The sequence below is a fragment of the Lactobacillus ultunensis DSM 16047 genome (genome assembly GCF_001436305.1).
GTDB classification, from domain to species: domain Bacteria; phylum Bacillota; class Bacilli; order Lactobacillales; family Lactobacillaceae; genus Lactobacillus; species Lactobacillus ultunensis.
This window is the reverse complement of record NZ_AZFO01000026.1, coordinates 1-14,958: the sequence shown is the minus strand read 5'-3', so window position 1 is coordinate 14,958 and position 14,958 is coordinate 1. Positions and strand designations below refer to the sequence as shown.

Sequence of the window (14,958 nt, the reverse complement as noted above, 5' to 3'; positions counted from 1 at the left end):
TTTTTGGAGAGGATTTTTTTAATAATGAAGAAAACTAAGATTGTTAGTACTTTAGGGCCAGCTTCAAACGATATTGAAACTATTACTGCTTTAGCTAAAGCTGGTGCAAACGTATTCCGTTTCAACTTCTCACATGGTGATCACCCAGAACACCTTGCTCGTATGAAGATGGTTCGTCAAGTGGAAAAGGATACTGGTTTACTTCTTGGTATCGACCTTGACACTAAGGGTGCTGAAATCAGAACCACTGAACAAGAAGGTGGTAAGTTTACTATTAACACTGGTGACATGATCCGTGTATCAATGGATGCCACTAAGAAGGGTAACAAGGACATGATCCACGTTACCTACGATGGTTTATACGATGATACTCACGTTGGTGGTCACGTATTAATCGATGACGGTTTGGTTGACCTTTTGATCAAGGAAAAGGACGACTCAAAGAGAGAATTAGTTTGTGAAGCTCAAAACACTGGTGTTATTGGTTCAAAGAAGGGTGTTAACGCTCCTGGTGTTGAAATCCGCCTTCCAGGTATCACTGAAAAGGATACTGATGACATTAAGTTTGGTTTGAAATTTGGTATTAACTTCATTACTGCTTCATTTGCACGTAAGGCTCAAGATATCTTAGACATCCGTAAGCTTTGTGAAGAAGCAGGTGCAGACTACGTTAAGATCTTCCCTAAGATTGAATCACAAGAAGGTATTGACAACGCTGACGAAATCTTACAAGTTTCAGATGGTTTGATGGTTGCTCGTGGTGACATGGGTGTTGAAATTCCATTCATGGAAGTTCCATTCGTACAAAAGAGCTTGATTCAAAAGGCTAACGCACTTGGCAAGCCAGTTATCACTGCTACCCAAATGCTTGACTCAATGCAAGAAAACCCACGTCCAACTCGTGCCGAAGTATCAGACGTTGCTAACGCTGTTCTTGATGGTACTGATGCAACTATGCTTTCAGGTGAATCAGCAAATGGTCTTTACCCAGTTAAGGCTGTTAAGGCTATGGCTGAAATCGATGAACGTACTGAAAAGCAAATGCTTAAGCGTAACACTTTAGCACTTCAAAGATTTGAAGCTTACAAGGGCTCAAACGTAACTGAAGCTATTGGTGAATCAGTTGTACGTACTGCTCAAGAATTAGGTGTTAAGACTATCATTACTGCAACTAACTCAGGTTACACTGCACGTATGATTTCTAAGTACCGTCCAAATGCAGACATCATCGCATTGACCTTCGACGAAAAGATCCAACACTCATTGGGTATCGTTTGGGGTGTACAACCATTATTGACTGAAAAGCCTAAGTCAACTGATGACATGTTTGAAGTAGCTGCTAAGGTAGCTAAGGAAAAGGGCTTTGTTAAGGATGGCGACCTTGTAATCATCGTTGCTGGTGTTCCAGTTGGTGACTCAGGTACTACTAACTTGATGAAGTTACAAATTATCGGTAACAAGCTTGTTCAAGGTTTAGGTGTTGGTAACGGTTCAGTTATCGGCAAGACTGTTGTAGCAAACTCAGCTGAAGAAGCTAACAGCAAGGTTAAGGAAGGCGACATCTTAGTTGCTAAGACTACTGACCCAGACTACAACCCAGCTATCAAGAAGGCTTCAGGTTTAGTTGTTGAAGCTTCAGGTTTAACTTCACACGCTGCAGTTATCGGCTTATCATTAGGTATCCCAGTTGTAGTTGGTGCTACTAACGCAACTGAAAAGATTGCTGATGGTACTACAATTACTGTTGATGCTCGTCGTGGTGCTATCTACCAAGGTGAAATCTCAAACCTTTAATTTAAAAAGATAGAAAAATAAAGATTAGCTAATCAAAAAATAGTCAGCTTTCGAGCTGGCTATTTTATTTTGCTCAAATATCTCTTATACTTATATTATAGAATATGTAAAGTAGGAGAGTCTGATAATGCTTGGTACAGTCGAAAAAGGAAAAATAATTGATGAAAATGAAAATGCTTATTATGTTCAAATAGATGGCATTACTTATGAATTGAAAAAACATGAAATCACGCAAGATGATATACCAAAAATTGGTGATGAAATTGAAGGTTTCATTTATGATAATAAACAACATGATCGAGAAATGACTCAATTTTTGCCTTTTGCTCAACCAGACCAATATGGTTGGGGTAAGGTGACAGAAGTTCGTCCAGGTTTAGGTGTATTTGTAGACGTTGGCTTGCCTGATAAGGACGTTGTTTTGTCAATGGATGATCTGCCACGTGATAAAGAAAGATGGCCACGTCGAGATGATCGTCTTTTAGTTCGCCTAGAGACAGATTACAAAGATCGAATTTGGGCTAAACTAGCTGATGAGAATATTTTTGATCAATTGGCAGCTAATTTTCCAAGAAATATGGAAAATGAGAATGTTTTTGCTACAGTTTATGCAAGTCGTGAAATTGGAGCTTTTGTCTTAACTAATGATTATTATTTAGGCTTTGTTCATGAATCTCAAATGCCAAGAGCTATGCGATTGGGTGAACAATTTAAAGGACGAGTAATTGGAATTAGCCAATATGGTCGTTTAAATCTGAGCGCATTGCCACGTGCTTTTGAAGAGATTGATGATGATGCTCAAATGATTTTGATGAGTTTACGTAGAAGAGAAACAAAAACTTTGCCATTTTATGATAAATCTGACGCGCAAGAAATTAAATCATACTTTGGTATTTCTAAATCTGCCTTTAAACGTGCAGTAGGTCATCTTCTTAAAGCAGGACTCATCGAAGAAGATAAAGAAGTTGGCACAATTACTTTAATTAAAGATCCGGAAGAGAATGGCAATGGTGAACAGTAAATTACAGGATCAAATTGATGATTATTTGCGCTATAGTCAAGTTGAACGAGGATTGAGCAGTAATACGATAAGTGCTTATCGGCAGGACTTGGAAGAATACTTATCTTTTATTGAAAAAGAGGGCATGCCTTCTTGGCCAACTGAGGCTAGTGATGTGGATGCCTTTCTAGCTAGACAGCGTGATTTGAATAAAGCTACCAGTTCAATTAGTCGTCTCATTTCTAGCATGAGGAAGTTTTATCAATGGTTAGCTCGGCAAAATATTCAGAAGTTAAATCCAATGCTTGAAATTGATTTGCCTAAAAAAGAACGTCGATTACCTACGGCTTTAACTCAAGAAGAAGTTAATAAATTACTTGAGCAACCTGACGTAAAACGCAAATTAGGTTTAAGAGATCGAGCAATTTTAGAGACTTTATATGCAACTGGTATGCGTGTGAGCGAATTAATTAATTTAGAATTGCAAGATTTGCATGATGATTTAGGGTTGGTAAGGGTAATTGGTAAAGGATCTAAAGAACGGTTGATTCCAATTAGCCCAGTCGCATTAAATTGGATTAAAAAATATGAAAAAGAAGTACGTGATCCTTTAATTCTGCATGTCGGCCAGAATGATGAACATATCTTTCTGAATAGTCGTGGCAAAATGCTTACAAGACAAGCAATTTGGCAAATGATTAAAAAATATTGTCAAATGGCAGGCATAGTTAAGGATGTAACACCGCATACTCTGCGTCACACTTTTGCAACTCATTTGTTAGAAAATGGTGCAGATTTGCGAGTTGTTCAAGAAATTTTAGGACACTCTGATATCAGTACGACACAAATTTATACTAACTTATCTCAGAAACATATTTTACAAGTATATCAAAAGACGCATCCCCGTCTTTAGGTGAGTAATATGCTAATACCATATAAAAAAGATTATGAAAAAACGGCAATGGGATTACTCTCGTATATGCCAGATTTTAAAAACATAGAAAACTTAAAAGAAGAGATTGCATTAAACCAAGAGGACAATGATTTTTTGCTTTATCTTTATCGTAATGATCAAAGCAACATTGTTGGGGTCCTGGGTACGCAAATTTCTAATCAATTTGTGATAATTAGGTATCTCTCTTTAGCCCCAGGTTTTAGAGAGATTAGCTATGAAAAAGAGATACTTGCGGATTTAAAAAATGAGTATCCAGATAAAAGGATTACAGCTGTACCAGAATACACGAATTTATTAAAGACTGTTGAAGAAAATGGATAAAAGAAATTTAACGCTTGAATTGCCTAATTTTGAAGGACCACTGGATTTATTGTTACATTTGATTCAGTCACAAAAAATTGACATTTATGACATTCCAATTGCGCAGATTACGAGTCAGTATTTGGACTATTTAAGACAAATGCAACAATTAAATCTGCAGATTGCAGGAGAATACTTTGTTATGTCTTCTACGCTTTTGCGAATCAAATCTCAGTATCTTTTACCACAGAATGACTTTGTTGATGACGTCGAGCCAGAAGAAGATCCACGAGATGAATTGGTTCAACAGCTGATACAGTATTCCGTTTTTAAAAAAATTTCTGCTTATTTTAAAGAACGAAATGAGGAAGTGCCTATTACTGTTTCTAAAGAGGCTAGTGTGTCCAAATCAATTAAGGTGCAGCCTTTACCAAAAGGACAGATTACTTCCAAGGAATTGGCAGCTACATTTTCGATGGTACTAAAACGGCTAAAAATACGGAAACCGAATACTGCCTCAATTAAAATTGCAGAAACTCCAATTAATGATATGATTAATTATTTGAATCGACGTCTTAAGCGAAGGAAACAAGTAAGCTTTTTTAGTTGCGCTGATCAGATGCAGAATATTTCTGATGTAATTGGATTGTTTTTGGCAATGCTTGAATTATGCAAAAAACATGAGATTCATATTATTCAGGCAAGGGAATTTGGCGATTTAGATTTAGAAAGAATTGATGGAAATGGCAAGTAAAGAAGCAAATTTAGAAGCGCTTCTCTATGCAGCTGGCGATAATGGACTTGATGAACAAAATTTAGTTGAATTACTAGAATTAGATGGTGAGGAGCTAAGTCAAGTTGCTGAAAAATTAAAAAAAGACCTGGCCTCAAATACTGATTCAGGTATTCAATTAATTCATGTTTCGCATACTTATAAGTTAACTACAAGTCCACAAACAGCAAAAATTATTGAGAAGTATTTCCAGAAGGATTTAACCAAAAATTTAAGTCAGTCTGCTCTTGAGATTTTGGCTATTGTAGCTTACCGTCAACCAATTACAAGAGTTGAAATTGATGATATTCGTGGAGTAAATTCATCAGGTGCTTTACAAACTTTAATTTGGCGTGGATTAATTGAAGCAAATGGCAAAAAGGATGCACCAGGTCATCCTAAACTTTATGTAACCACTGATTATTTCTTGCAGTACTTTAATTATCAAAGTCTTGCTGATTTACCATTAATTGAAGACTTTGAAGATAATGCAAAAGATGATGAAGAAGTGGATTTGTTTGATGCGAAGGGCAAAGCTGATTTGAATATGCAGAAAGAGGGACAATAATGGCAGAGAGACTGCAAAAGGTTATTGCTGAAGCAGGGATTGCTTCAAGAAGAAAAGCAGAAAAGATGATTACTGCTGGTAGAGTTAAAGTTGATGGTAAAGTAATTACTAAATTGGGAACCAAAGTAGATACTTTTAGTAATATTACTGTTGATGATGAACCAATAGAAAGAGAAAGTTTGCATACTTATCTTTTTTATAAGCCTCGTGGTGTTGTCTCTACAGCTAGTGATGATAAAGGAAGAAGAACAGTAGTAGATTATTTTGAGGATATTCCCTATCGTTTATATCCAGTAGGTCGACTTGATTATGATACTTCTGGTTTACTCTTAATGACTAATGATGGTAAATTAGCTAATTTGTTAATGCATCCTCGAAATGAAGTCCAAAAAGTTTACGTTGCGAAAATTAAGGGAATTTTGACTCCAGAAGAAATTGAAGGGTTGACTCATGGGGTTAAGTTGGATCGTTTTAAAGCTGCTCCTGCTAAGGTGAAAATACTTAAGACGGATAAGCGTAAAGATACTCAAATCGTGCAACTGACTATCCATGAGGGTCATTATCATCAGGTTAAGCGAATGTTTAAAGCTGTGGGTCATCTAGTTGAAAAACTTTCACGTGAAAAATATGCATTTTTGACTTTAGATTCGCTAACTTCAGGTCAATATCGAGAATTATCGAAAAATGAAGTTGACAAACTTATGCGTTTGGATTAATTTATAGTTGTTAATTGAATATTGAGGTTATTGTCTTCAGGGCAGGGTGAAAATCCCGACCGGCGGTTAGAGTCCGCGACCCACGCAAGTGGTTGAATCGTTAGATACCGATAGTTACAGTCTAGATGGAAGAAGACAGACTAATAAAATCTTACTTTACTTTTAAAGGTCTGTTGCTGAGGCAATAGACCTTTTGTTTTGGAAAGGAAAGTAAGTTATGGATCGAACCAGAACAAACTTTGGTAGTTTAACTAATATAATTGCTTATGCCTTAATTGGTTGTATTGCTTTTGTAGTAATGAAATTTGAATTTCCAATTATGCCAGGTGTTGGCTTTTTGAAATTTGATTTTTCAGATGTAATTATCACAATTGGGATGTTTATTTTTGGCCCTTGGCCAGGAGTAATTATCGCTTTAATTAGGATGGTTTTAAGCTTGATTTTTAGTGGCTTCGCATTGCCAAGCGTAATTGGTGAAGCTGCTGCATTTCTTGCTTCAATGTCTTTCTCATTGCCATTTTATTTCTTCAGTAAGAGTGTTACTCCAGAAAAGAGAAATACTCTTGCTGGAAGATTAAGACCTGTATTTGGTTTAATTATTGGAATCTTGGCAATGACTTGCGTTTTGGCAGTAGCCAATGCCTTTATATTGACACCAGTTTATGCAGTTACGGCTGTACCTAATTTACCAAGCATTAATAGTTATAATGCACTTTATCACTTTACTGAAAATGTGTATTTAAAACAGCTATTGCATTTGCCTTCTATGAAAGCTTATATTTTTAGCATTATTGTTCCTTTCAATTTATTAAAAGGCGTGATTAATAGTGTAGCTGTTTATTTACTCTTTGAAGCGACAATCAAGACCATTAAGCCATTTGTTCGTAAGAGATTTAATTTGAATTAAAAAGATTTCCCATTGACTTTTAAGTTGATGGGATTTTTTATATTCAAATACTTATAAAATATGCTAGAATTAATCCGTTAAGTGAATGGAGGAATTTAGAGATGGATAAAAAATCAACCGGGCCATATAAACACTATGAGCGTCCTACTGAGAAAAGAAGTTCGCAGGATAGACCATCAGGTGGATCAGCACGTTGGATAGCAGTAATTGTAATTCTGGCAGTTATTTTGATTGCCTTAATCCCAATTGTGCATCGTTTGGCTGTGAACCATTCTGAAAAAGCTGATGAAGTACAAACTGTCAAGAAGGTTTCTTCAAATTCAACCAAGTCTAAGAAAACTTTATCAACTTCTTCATCTAAGAAAAACTCAGTTAAGACTAGTTCAAATGTGTCTTCTAGCTCTTCAAAGAAATCATCAGCAAAGACTTATGTTGTTAAGACAGGTGATACTTTGACCAGCATTGCACAGAAGCATGGCTTGACAGTTGATCAATTAGCCAAATTAAATAATATTGAAGACTCTTCAAATGTCAGAATTGGCCAGACACTTAAATTGAAATAATCTTTCAGAAAGGATAAAAGAGGTCGACGGTAAGATCTCTTTTTTGATGAAATGCAAGTAGCAGTAGATGGTCCTGCATCAGCAGGAAAGAGTACGGTAGCTAAAATTATTGCAAATAAATTGTCATTTGTATACATCGATACAGGTGCGATGTACCGTGCATGTACAGTTATTGCCCGTAATCATAAGTTGGATTATGGGGATGAGAAAGGTATTTTGGAAGCCATTGATAAAGATGGAATTGAATTAAGATCCGAAAATGGCGAGCAAAAAGTTTATGTAGCTGGTAAGGATGTTTCTAAGGAAATTAGAACACCGGAAATTTCAGCTAATGTATCTCAAGTATCAGCTTTACCAAAAGTACGTGAGAAAATGGTAAGTTTGCAACGTCAAATGGCAGGTAAAACTAACGTGATCATGGATGGTCGTGATATTGGTACAACCGTTTTGCCAAATGCTGAAGTTAAGATCTTCTTGGTTGCATCTGCAAGATCACGTGCACAACGCCGACTATTAGATTTAAAAGAGCGGGGAATTAAATCTGACCAAACTGTTGATGAGATTGAAAAAGATATTGCAGCTAGAGACTATAAAGACTCTCATCGCAAAGTTTCACCACTAAAAAAGGCAGATGATGCTATTGAAATTGACACTACTAATATGTCAATTGACCAAGTAGTAGAGTCAATATTAGCTCAAATCGAAAAAAGTCAAAAAAATTTTAAAAAATAAGCACAAAATAGTAGAAAAATATCTAACTTTCCTTTAAAATGGGACATGATATTGGGAGGTACATATGTCAGAAAACAGTAATCAATTTTTAGACGCATTAAAGCAAATGCAAGGAGTTGAGGTCGGAGATATTGTCGATGTCGAAGTATTAGACGTTGAGGACGGCCAAATCGATGTTGGTGTTGAAAACGCTGGTGTCGAAGGTGTTATTACTCGTCGTGAATACACTTCAGATCGTAACGCAGACTTACGTGATTTAGTAAAGCCTGGTGACAAGTTTAAGGCCTTAGTATTAAGAAGAGCCGGTGGCGACAAGGAAAATGGTGAATTCTTCTTCTCAGTTACCCGCTTGAAGGAAAGAGAAGCTTACGACAAGTTACAAAAGGACTTCGAAGAAGGTAAAGCTATCGAAGGTACTGTAACTTCATCAGTTCGTGGTGGTTTACTTGTTGATGTTGGTACACGTGGTTTCTTACCAGCTTCATTAATTTCAAATCGTTACGTTTCAGATCTTAAGCCTTACATTGGTAAGACTATGAAACTTAAGATCACTGAAATTGATCCTAACAAGAACCGTTTGATTCTTTCACACAAGGACTTAGTTGAAGAAGAACGTGAAGAAGCATTCGACAAGGTTGCATCACAATTAGTTGTTGGTGATGTTATCGAAGGTAAGGTTTCACGCTTAACTAACTTTGGTGCATTCATCGATGTCGGTGGTGTTGACGGTTTAGTTCACATTTCAGAAATTTCTTACAAGCACGTTGACAAGCCAAGCGATGTTTTAAAGGCTGGTCAAGACGTTAAGGTTAAGGTCATTGGTATTGACAATGACAGACATCGTATTTCCCTGTCTATTAAGCAAACTGAACCTTCTCCATTTGAACAAGCTACAGCTAACTTAAGCGAAGGCGATGTTTTCGAAGGTGAAGTTAAGTCATTAACTAACTTTGGTGCATTTGTTGAAGTTGCTGACGGTATTCAAGGTTTAGTACACGTTTCAGAAATTTCAAACAAGCACGTTGACAAACCAAGCGATGTTTTAAAGGTTGGCCAAACTGTTAAGGTTAAGGTTTTGAACATTGACCCAAGTGACAGAAGAATTTCACTTTCAATCAAGGCTGCTGACTCAAACGCTTCATCAGATAACCACAATTCTCGTCCACGTCGTTCACGTAACGAAAATTCAGTTAACAAGAAGTACATGGGTGACAACGACAACGGCTTTGCTTTAGGTGACATCATTGGTGACCAATTAAAGGACCGCAAGTAGTCATTTCTAATAAAAAAGCCGACAAATGTCGGCTTTTTTATTTTCTATATTTGTAAAGGAGGGTGCAAATGGTTTTACCAGTAGTCGCAATCGTAGGGCGACCAAATGTTGGTAAGTCAACTTTATTTAATAGAATTATCAATCAACGTTTGGCGATTGTGGAAGATAAGCCAGGTGTTACTCGTGATCGAAATTACGCACAAGCCGAATGGATGGGTCATAAATTCGATTTAATCGATACTGGGGGTATTACCTGGGAAGGCGGTAAAATCGAAGAGGAGATCCGCGCACAGGCCGAGATAGCGATTGAAGAAGCAGATGTAATTGTTATGTTGACCAGTGTTGTAAATCATATGACTGATCTTGATGAAAGGGTTGCTCATCTTCTTTACCGTACTAAAAAGCCGGTGATTTTGGCAGTCAATAAAGCAGATAACCCAGAGCAAAGAAATGATATTTATGATTTTTATAGTCTTGGGCTTGGTGATCCAATTCCAGTGTCAAGTAGTCATGGTACCGGTATTGGTGATTTGCTGGATGAAATTGTCAATAATTTCCCAGAAGATAAAGATACGCAATCAGAAGATGTTATCTCTTTTAGCGTAATTGGTCGACCAAATGTTGGTAAATCTTCAATTGTTAATAAATTACTTGGCGAAGATCGAGTAATCGTAGCCAACGAAGAAGGAACTACGCGTGATGCCGTTGATACACCATTTACTAAAAACGGCGTTAAGTATAAAGTGGTCGATACTGCTGGGATTAGACGTCGTGGAAAAGTTTATGAAAAAACGGAGAAGTATTCTGTTTTACGTGCTATGAGCGCTATTGAACGCTCAGACGTGGTTTTACTTGTCCTTGATGCAAGTACAGGCATTAGGGAACAAGATAAGCACGTGGCCGGATATGCCCATGAAGCTGGACGTGGAATTATCATCGTAGTTAACAAATGGGATTTGCTTAAGAAAAATAGCACTAGTGCAAAAGAATTTGAACGTGAAATTAGAGCAGAATTCCAATATCTTGATTATGCTCCTATCTTGTTTGTTTCAGCTAAAACTGGTCAACGCCTTGACCAGATTCCAACTCTAGTTAAAGAAGTATATGATAATCAGAATCAACGAATTCAATCAAGCGTTTTAAATGATTTGCTGCTTGAAGCAAGTAAATTAGTACCAACACCAATGGTAAAAGGTAAGAGATTGCGTGTTTACTACATGACTCAAGTAAGCACTAATCCACCAACATTTGTGGTTTTTGTAAATGATCCTGAATTGATGCATTTCTCTTATGAAAGATTTTTAATTAATCAATTACGTCAAAACTTTGATTTTAAGGGAACACCTATTAAAATTATCCCTAGAAAGAGAAAATAACGAAAAAATCTGAATTTTTCGTAAAAAACCTTGTTGTAATAAGGGTTTTGTGATATTTTGGTTTCTAGGAAACAATGATTAGTCGTGATCATTATTCCTTGTTTTTTTAAACAAAGAACAAACTTTGGACTTCGGGTTCAAATTCAGGAGGTGAATTATTCATGGCAAATAAAGCTGAATTAGTTTCTGAAGTTGCTTCAAAGACTAAATTAACCAAGAAGGAAGTTGCTGCTGCTGTTGATGCTATCTTTGGCTCAATCCAAGACAACCTTGCTAAGGGCGAAAAGGTACAATTAATCGGTTTTGGTACTTTTGAAGTACGTCACCGTGCAGCACGTAAGGGTCGTAACCCACAAACTGGTGACGAAATTCAAATCCCAGCAAGTGAAGTTCCTGCATTTAAGCCAGGTAAGGCTCTTAAAGAAGCTGTTAAGTAGTTTACTTAACTTTCTTAATGAAAAGGCGTTGGATTTTATTCCGGTGTCTTTTTTTAGTACAATAAAAGTCTGATTGGAGGGAACGATGAGTTATTCAGAACAATTGCTTGATGCAATTCAAAATCACGATTTTTCACAGGACAAACATTTGTTAAAAGAAGCTTTAAATAATGATGATCCAGAAATGCTTGCGTCTTTGGCTGAGAATTTAACTGGTCTAGGTTTTACTGACTTGGCTAAAGAAATTTATCGAGCTTTAATCTCAGAATTTCCGAAAGAGGATCTTTTTAAAGTTTACTTAGCTGAAATTCTCTTAAATGATGGCGATGAAGATGATGGCCTATCATTGCTTTATAACGTTTCTAAGAGCTCTTCTGCTTATCTTGATAGTCTATTAGTGCAAGCTGATTATTATCAAACTAACGGCTTAATAGAGACTGCTAAAGATAAATTATTACAAGCACTCAAACTAGCACCAGAAGAAGATGCTGTAAAATTTGGTTTAGCTGAATTGGATTATTTAAGCGGTGACTATGAACAGGCACTTGCTTTATATGAAGATTTAATCAAGCGCCAAGAAACATTTAGTGAAGTTAATTTGAATCAGAGATTGTTTGCAACCAATGCTAAACTGGGTAACTATGAAGAAGCAGCTCAAATTATTCGTAAGCATAGTGATAGCGTCTTTGATATTGATAGTAAGTATGAGGCTGGTTTAGTCATGTTGTCGGTAGGTGATGATGATCAAGCAATTAAATTCCTGGACGAAGTAATTGAGCAAAGTCCTGATTATGTAAATGCCTATCCGTTGTTAGCGCAAGCTTATGAACACAAGCATGATAATGATTAAGTGTTACGTACTGCCCAAGCAGGATTGGCTTACAATGAGTTAGATGAAACATTATATTCAATGGGTGCAAGAGCTGCTGCTAATTTAAATGATTTGAAAACTGCAAAGGATTTACTAGAAAAAGGCTTAAAAATTGCCCCAGATAACAGCGATTTGCGCCTGCAGCTGTCTAATCTATATTTGCATGAACACCAAGATAAAGAGAATATTGCTTTATTCAAAGATTTGGATAATGAAAATATTGAAGCACAAGCTCATTGGAATATGGCTTTATCCTATGAACGTTTGGATGATAGTGAAAAAGCACAAAGTGAATTTTTACTTGCCTATCCAGATTTCAAGGAGAATCCTGATTTCTTGCGTCAGATGATTTTATTCTTTAGTGCACAAAATAATACCGACATCACCAAACAATTGCTTGAACGCTATTTGAAGTACGTTCCTGAGGATGATGAGATGCAGGATCTTTATAATAATCTATAAAAAAAGCCGACTTTTAGTCGACCTTTTTATTTGCGTATAAATAAGTGATGTCGTTTTTGCTTATACGTGAATCCTTCACCTAAAGCTTCGTGAACCTCAATGATTGAGATAAATGCATTTGGATCTTCATTTCTAATTAGTTGTTTAATGGCTGGAATTTCTCGTGGTGAAACTACAACATAGATTACACGTTTTTCATCTTGTTTATATCCGCCAAGTGCTTTTAAATAAGTGAAGCCACGATCAAGTTTTAAGTCAATCATCTTGCCGATTTCTTCATATTTATCGGAGATTATTAACAAACCACGTGCCGTGTATGCACCTTGTTGTACGGTATCCATTACTCTTGATAAAACAAAGGAAGCAAGTAAAGTGTACATCATATGTTTGATGTCAAGATAAGAAAGTGATGCAAACAAAACTACAGCATCACAGAATAAGAGCATTTTTCCCGAAGAAATCCCAAACTTAATTTGACAAATTCGAGCAATAATATCCGTTCCGCCTGAGGTACCATTGTATCTAAATACGAGACCTAAACCGACCCCAGAAAGCAATCCTGCCGAAATTGCGGAGAGGAAGAGGTCGTGTTCTAAATTGAATTGTTTTATAATAGGAACCGAGCGCCAAAACCAAAGGAAAAAGGAAAGGCAAACTGTTCCCCAAATTGTATAGGCTAATAATCGTTTTCCCATAAAACGGTAACCTAACAAAATTAGAGGAATATTCAGTACTAAAGTGGAAAGTCCCATATTGATATTCCAGAAATGTCGCAGGATCAGTGAAATACCACTGATGCCACCGTCGGCTAATTGGTTTGGGACTGAGATCAGGTCCAAACTGATCCCGTAAATGGCGCATCCAACTGCAATCATAAAGATATCAGTGATTGTCGTTTTATCGAATTTACGCATAATGGTAACCTCCTTTATGTCTTTTCTTTCATTCTAACAAACTAAAAATTAAAAAGAATAAGAATTGAGATTTTATTAATGATCAAAATAGAAAATTTACCAGAAATTTTTATTAAGGCCATGCCTGTGCTTCAAACCCTTGAAAGTGCTGGATTTGAAGCCTATTTTGTGGGCGGATCCGTTAGAGATGTTTTATTGCATAGACATGTGCATGATGTAGATATTACTACTAGTGCTTATCCAGAAGAAGTTAAGAAACTATTTGAAAAATCTATTGATACTGGAATTAAGCATGGGACAGTAACTATTCTTTATGGTGGTGAGAGTTATGAAATTACCACTTTTAGAACTGAATCCGGATATCAAGATTTCAGAAGACCAGATCATGTAACTTTTGTTCAAAATTTAGATGAAGATCTAAAAAGAAGAGATTTTACTATCAACGCTTTGGCAATGGACACAAGAGGCGAAATCGTTGATCTTTTCGATGGCCTAAAAGATTTAAAGAATCATATTATTCGAGCTGTAGGTAATCCAGAAAAGAGATTTCATGAAGATGCTTTAAGAATGATGCGTGCGGTTCGGTTTATGAGTCAGTTGGAATTTAAACTGGAAGAAAACACGGAGCAAGCAATTAAAGACAATCATGAGTTGCTTAAGAAGATTTCAGTTGAGCGTATTCGTGAAGAATTTGTAAAAATGGGTTTGGGCTCACATTCAAGACAAGCTTTTCAAATCTTTTTAGACACTGAGTTAAGCGAAGATGTGCCTGATTTTGCTGGGAAAAAAGACTTATTAGAGGTTTATCCTAAATTACAATTTAGTCCAACAACTGAATCTAATTTGTGGGCTTTAATTATCATTTTGCTTAAAGTACCAGATGATCAAATTAGTAAATTCATGCGTGATTGGAAGAATTCCAACGCTATGACCGAAAAGGTTGAAAGAATTATTAAGATGTTTGATCTGATTGCTGATCATGCGCCTAGTGATTATGAATTATTTGAAGCTGGGGAAGAGATTTTGATTAATACAATCGATATTGCTCATATTTTAGGACAACCGATATCTTCTGAAGCCTTGGTTGATCGTTATATGGCATTGCCAATTAAGAAGGCATCTGAACTGGCAATTGATGGTCGCTTTTTAATTGAACGAGGGATGCGTCCAGGCGCAAAGTTGGGCCATACTTTAAATAGGATTAGAGAGTTGGTCGTGTCTAGTAAAATTGAAAATAATCAAGAGGCAATTGGTCAATATTTAGATAATTTAGAATAAAGAAAAATGCGGCAGAAATGATACATTCCCTGTCAAGTAG

The 14,958-nt window shown here is 36.4% G+C and carries 15 protein-coding genes, 1 pseudogene and 1 riboswitch; of the genes and pseudogenes, 15 read left to right on the top strand and 1 reads right to left on the bottom strand.

Annotated features, from left to right (window positions below; genetic code table 11):
- Positions 1-24: 24 nt before the first annotated feature.
- The 14 genes and pseudogenes from pyk to FC57_RS07745 all read left to right on the top strand — a co-directional run bounded on the left by pyk (position 25) and on the right by FC57_RS07745 (position 12,726).
- Complete coding sequence (pyk, locus tag FC57_RS07810) at positions 25-1,794, top strand: pyruvate kinase (RefSeq protein WP_007125532.1); 1,770 nt, start codon at positions 25-27, stop codon at positions 1,792-1,794.
- A 127-nt stretch (positions 1,795-1,921) separates the two neighbouring features.
- The gene (locus FC57_RS07805; RefSeq protein WP_007125533.1) at positions 1,922-2,815 is read left to right on the top strand and encodes a CvfB family protein; all 894 of its coding nucleotides are present in this window, start codon (positions 1,922-1,924) and stop codon (positions 2,813-2,815) included.
- Positions 2,802-3,707 carry a site-specific tyrosine recombinase XerD gene (xerD, locus tag FC57_RS07800; RefSeq protein ID WP_040529383.1) on the top strand — a complete coding sequence of 302 codons (906 nt, stop codon included), beginning with the start codon at positions 2,802-2,804 and terminating at the stop codon, positions 3,705-3,707. Before FC57_RS07805 ends, xerD begins: the two co-directional genes overlap by 14 nt.
- A gap of 9 nt (positions 3,708-3,716) precedes the next feature.
- Entirely contained in the window at positions 3,717-4,070 is a 354-nt protein-coding gene (locus FC57_RS07795; protein ID WP_040529384.1) for a reductase, read from the top strand.
- On the top strand, positions 4,063-4,803 hold the full coding sequence (locus FC57_RS07790; RefSeq protein WP_007125536.1) for a segregation and condensation protein A: 741 nt from the start codon (positions 4,063-4,065) through the stop codon (positions 4,801-4,803). The genes FC57_RS07795 and FC57_RS07790 overlap by 8 nt, the downstream gene beginning before the upstream one ends.
- Positions 4,793-5,389 carry an SMC-Scp complex subunit ScpB gene (gene scpB / locus FC57_RS07785; RefSeq protein WP_040529430.1) on the top strand — a complete coding sequence of 199 codons (597 nt, stop codon included), beginning with the start codon at positions 4,793-4,795 and terminating at the stop codon, positions 5,387-5,389. The genes FC57_RS07790 and scpB overlap by 11 nt, the downstream gene beginning before the upstream one ends.
- A complete protein-coding gene (locus FC57_RS07780; RefSeq protein ID WP_007125538.1) occupies positions 5,389-6,105 on the top strand; it encodes a pseudouridine synthase in 717 nt (238 codons plus the stop codon). Before scpB ends, FC57_RS07780 begins: the two co-directional genes overlap by 1 nt.
- A gap of 28 nt (positions 6,106-6,133) precedes the next feature.
- Positions 6,134-6,246, top strand: a riboswitch (FMN riboswitch).
- A gap of 76 nt (positions 6,247-6,322) precedes the next feature.
- The gene (locus tag FC57_RS07775) at positions 6,323-7,012 is read left to right on the top strand and encodes an ECF transporter S component (RefSeq protein ID WP_007125539.1); all 690 of its coding nucleotides are present in this window, start codon (positions 6,323-6,325) and stop codon (positions 7,010-7,012) included.
- 101 nt (positions 7,013-7,113) lie between these two features.
- Positions 7,114-7,575, top strand: a complete 462-nt coding sequence (locus FC57_RS07770) for an SAG1386/EF1546 family surface-associated protein (RefSeq protein WP_007125540.1) — start codon at positions 7,114-7,116, stop codon at positions 7,573-7,575.
- 51 nt (positions 7,576-7,626) lie between these two features.
- Positions 7,627-8,307, top strand: coding sequence for a (d)CMP kinase (gene cmk / locus FC57_RS07765; RefSeq protein WP_056990019.1), 681 nt, complete (start codon positions 7,627-7,629; stop codon positions 8,305-8,307).
- Positions 8,308-8,371: 64 nt separating this feature from the next.
- Entirely contained in the window at positions 8,372-9,580 is a 1,209-nt protein-coding gene (gene rpsA, locus FC57_RS07760) for a 30S ribosomal protein S1 (protein ID WP_007125542.1), read from the top strand.
- A 68-nt stretch (positions 9,581-9,648) separates the two neighbouring features.
- Positions 9,649-10,956, top strand: coding sequence for a ribosome biogenesis GTPase Der (gene der / locus FC57_RS07755; protein ID WP_007125543.1), 1,308 nt, complete (start codon positions 9,649-9,651; stop codon positions 10,954-10,956).
- Between the two features lie 161 nt (positions 10,957-11,117).
- The gene (locus FC57_RS07750; protein WP_007125544.1) at positions 11,118-11,393 is read left to right on the top strand and encodes an HU family DNA-binding protein; all 276 of its coding nucleotides are present in this window, start codon (positions 11,118-11,120) and stop codon (positions 11,391-11,393) included.
- Positions 11,394-11,478: 85 nt separating this feature from the next.
- A pseudogene (locus FC57_RS07745) lies at positions 11,479-12,726 on the top strand (tetratricopeptide repeat protein).
- Positions 12,727-12,752: 26 nt separating this feature from the next.
- On the opposite strand, the gene FC57_RS07740 reads toward FC57_RS07745, so the two are convergent.
- A complete protein-coding gene (locus FC57_RS07740) occupies positions 12,753-13,640 on the bottom strand; it encodes a YitT family protein (protein WP_007125547.1) in 888 nt (295 codons plus the stop codon).
- Between the two features lie 78 nt (positions 13,641-13,718).
- Between FC57_RS07740 and FC57_RS07735 the strand changes: the two genes are divergently transcribed.
- On the top strand, positions 13,719-14,918 hold the full coding sequence (locus FC57_RS07735) for a CCA tRNA nucleotidyltransferase (RefSeq protein ID WP_007125548.1): 1,200 nt from the start codon (positions 13,719-13,721) through the stop codon (positions 14,916-14,918).
- Positions 14,919-14,958: the final 40 nt, after the last annotated feature.

Coding starts and splice junctions, on each gene's coding strand:
- pyk (WP_007125532.1), top strand. CDS start 25: ATGAAGAAAACTAAGATTGTTAGTACTTTAGGGCCAGCTTCAAACGAT.
- FC57_RS07805 (WP_007125533.1), top strand. CDS start 1,922: ATGCTTGGTACAGTCGAAAAAGGAAAAATAATTGATGAAAATGAAAAT.
- xerD (WP_040529383.1), top strand. CDS start 2,802: ATGGTGAACAGTAAATTACAGGATCAAATTGATGATTATTTGCGCTAT.
- FC57_RS07795 (WP_040529384.1), top strand. CDS start 3,717: ATGCTAATACCATATAAAAAAGATTATGAAAAAACGGCAATGGGATTA.
- FC57_RS07790 (WP_007125536.1), top strand. CDS start 4,063: ATGGATAAAAGAAATTTAACGCTTGAATTGCCTAATTTTGAAGGACCA.
- scpB (WP_040529430.1), top strand. CDS start 4,793: ATGGCAAGTAAAGAAGCAAATTTAGAAGCGCTTCTCTATGCAGCTGGC.
- FC57_RS07780 (WP_007125538.1), top strand. CDS start 5,389: ATGGCAGAGAGACTGCAAAAGGTTATTGCTGAAGCAGGGATTGCTTCA.
- FC57_RS07775 (WP_007125539.1), top strand. CDS start 6,323: ATGGATCGAACCAGAACAAACTTTGGTAGTTTAACTAATATAATTGCT.
- FC57_RS07770 (WP_007125540.1), top strand. CDS start 7,114: ATGGATAAAAAATCAACCGGGCCATATAAACACTATGAGCGTCCTACT.
- cmk (WP_056990019.1), top strand. CDS start 7,627: ATGCAAGTAGCAGTAGATGGTCCTGCATCAGCAGGAAAGAGTACGGTA.
- rpsA (WP_007125542.1), top strand. CDS start 8,372: ATGTCAGAAAACAGTAATCAATTTTTAGACGCATTAAAGCAAATGCAA.
- der (WP_007125543.1), top strand. CDS start 9,649: ATGGTTTTACCAGTAGTCGCAATCGTAGGGCGACCAAATGTTGGTAAG.
- FC57_RS07750 (WP_007125544.1), top strand. CDS start 11,118: ATGGCAAATAAAGCTGAATTAGTTTCTGAAGTTGCTTCAAAGACTAAA.
- FC57_RS07740 (WP_007125547.1), bottom strand. CDS start 13,640: ATGCGTAAATTCGATAAAACGACAATCACTGATATCTTTATGATTGCA.
- FC57_RS07735 (WP_007125548.1), top strand. CDS start 13,719: ATGATCAAAATAGAAAATTTACCAGAAATTTTTATTAAGGCCATGCCT.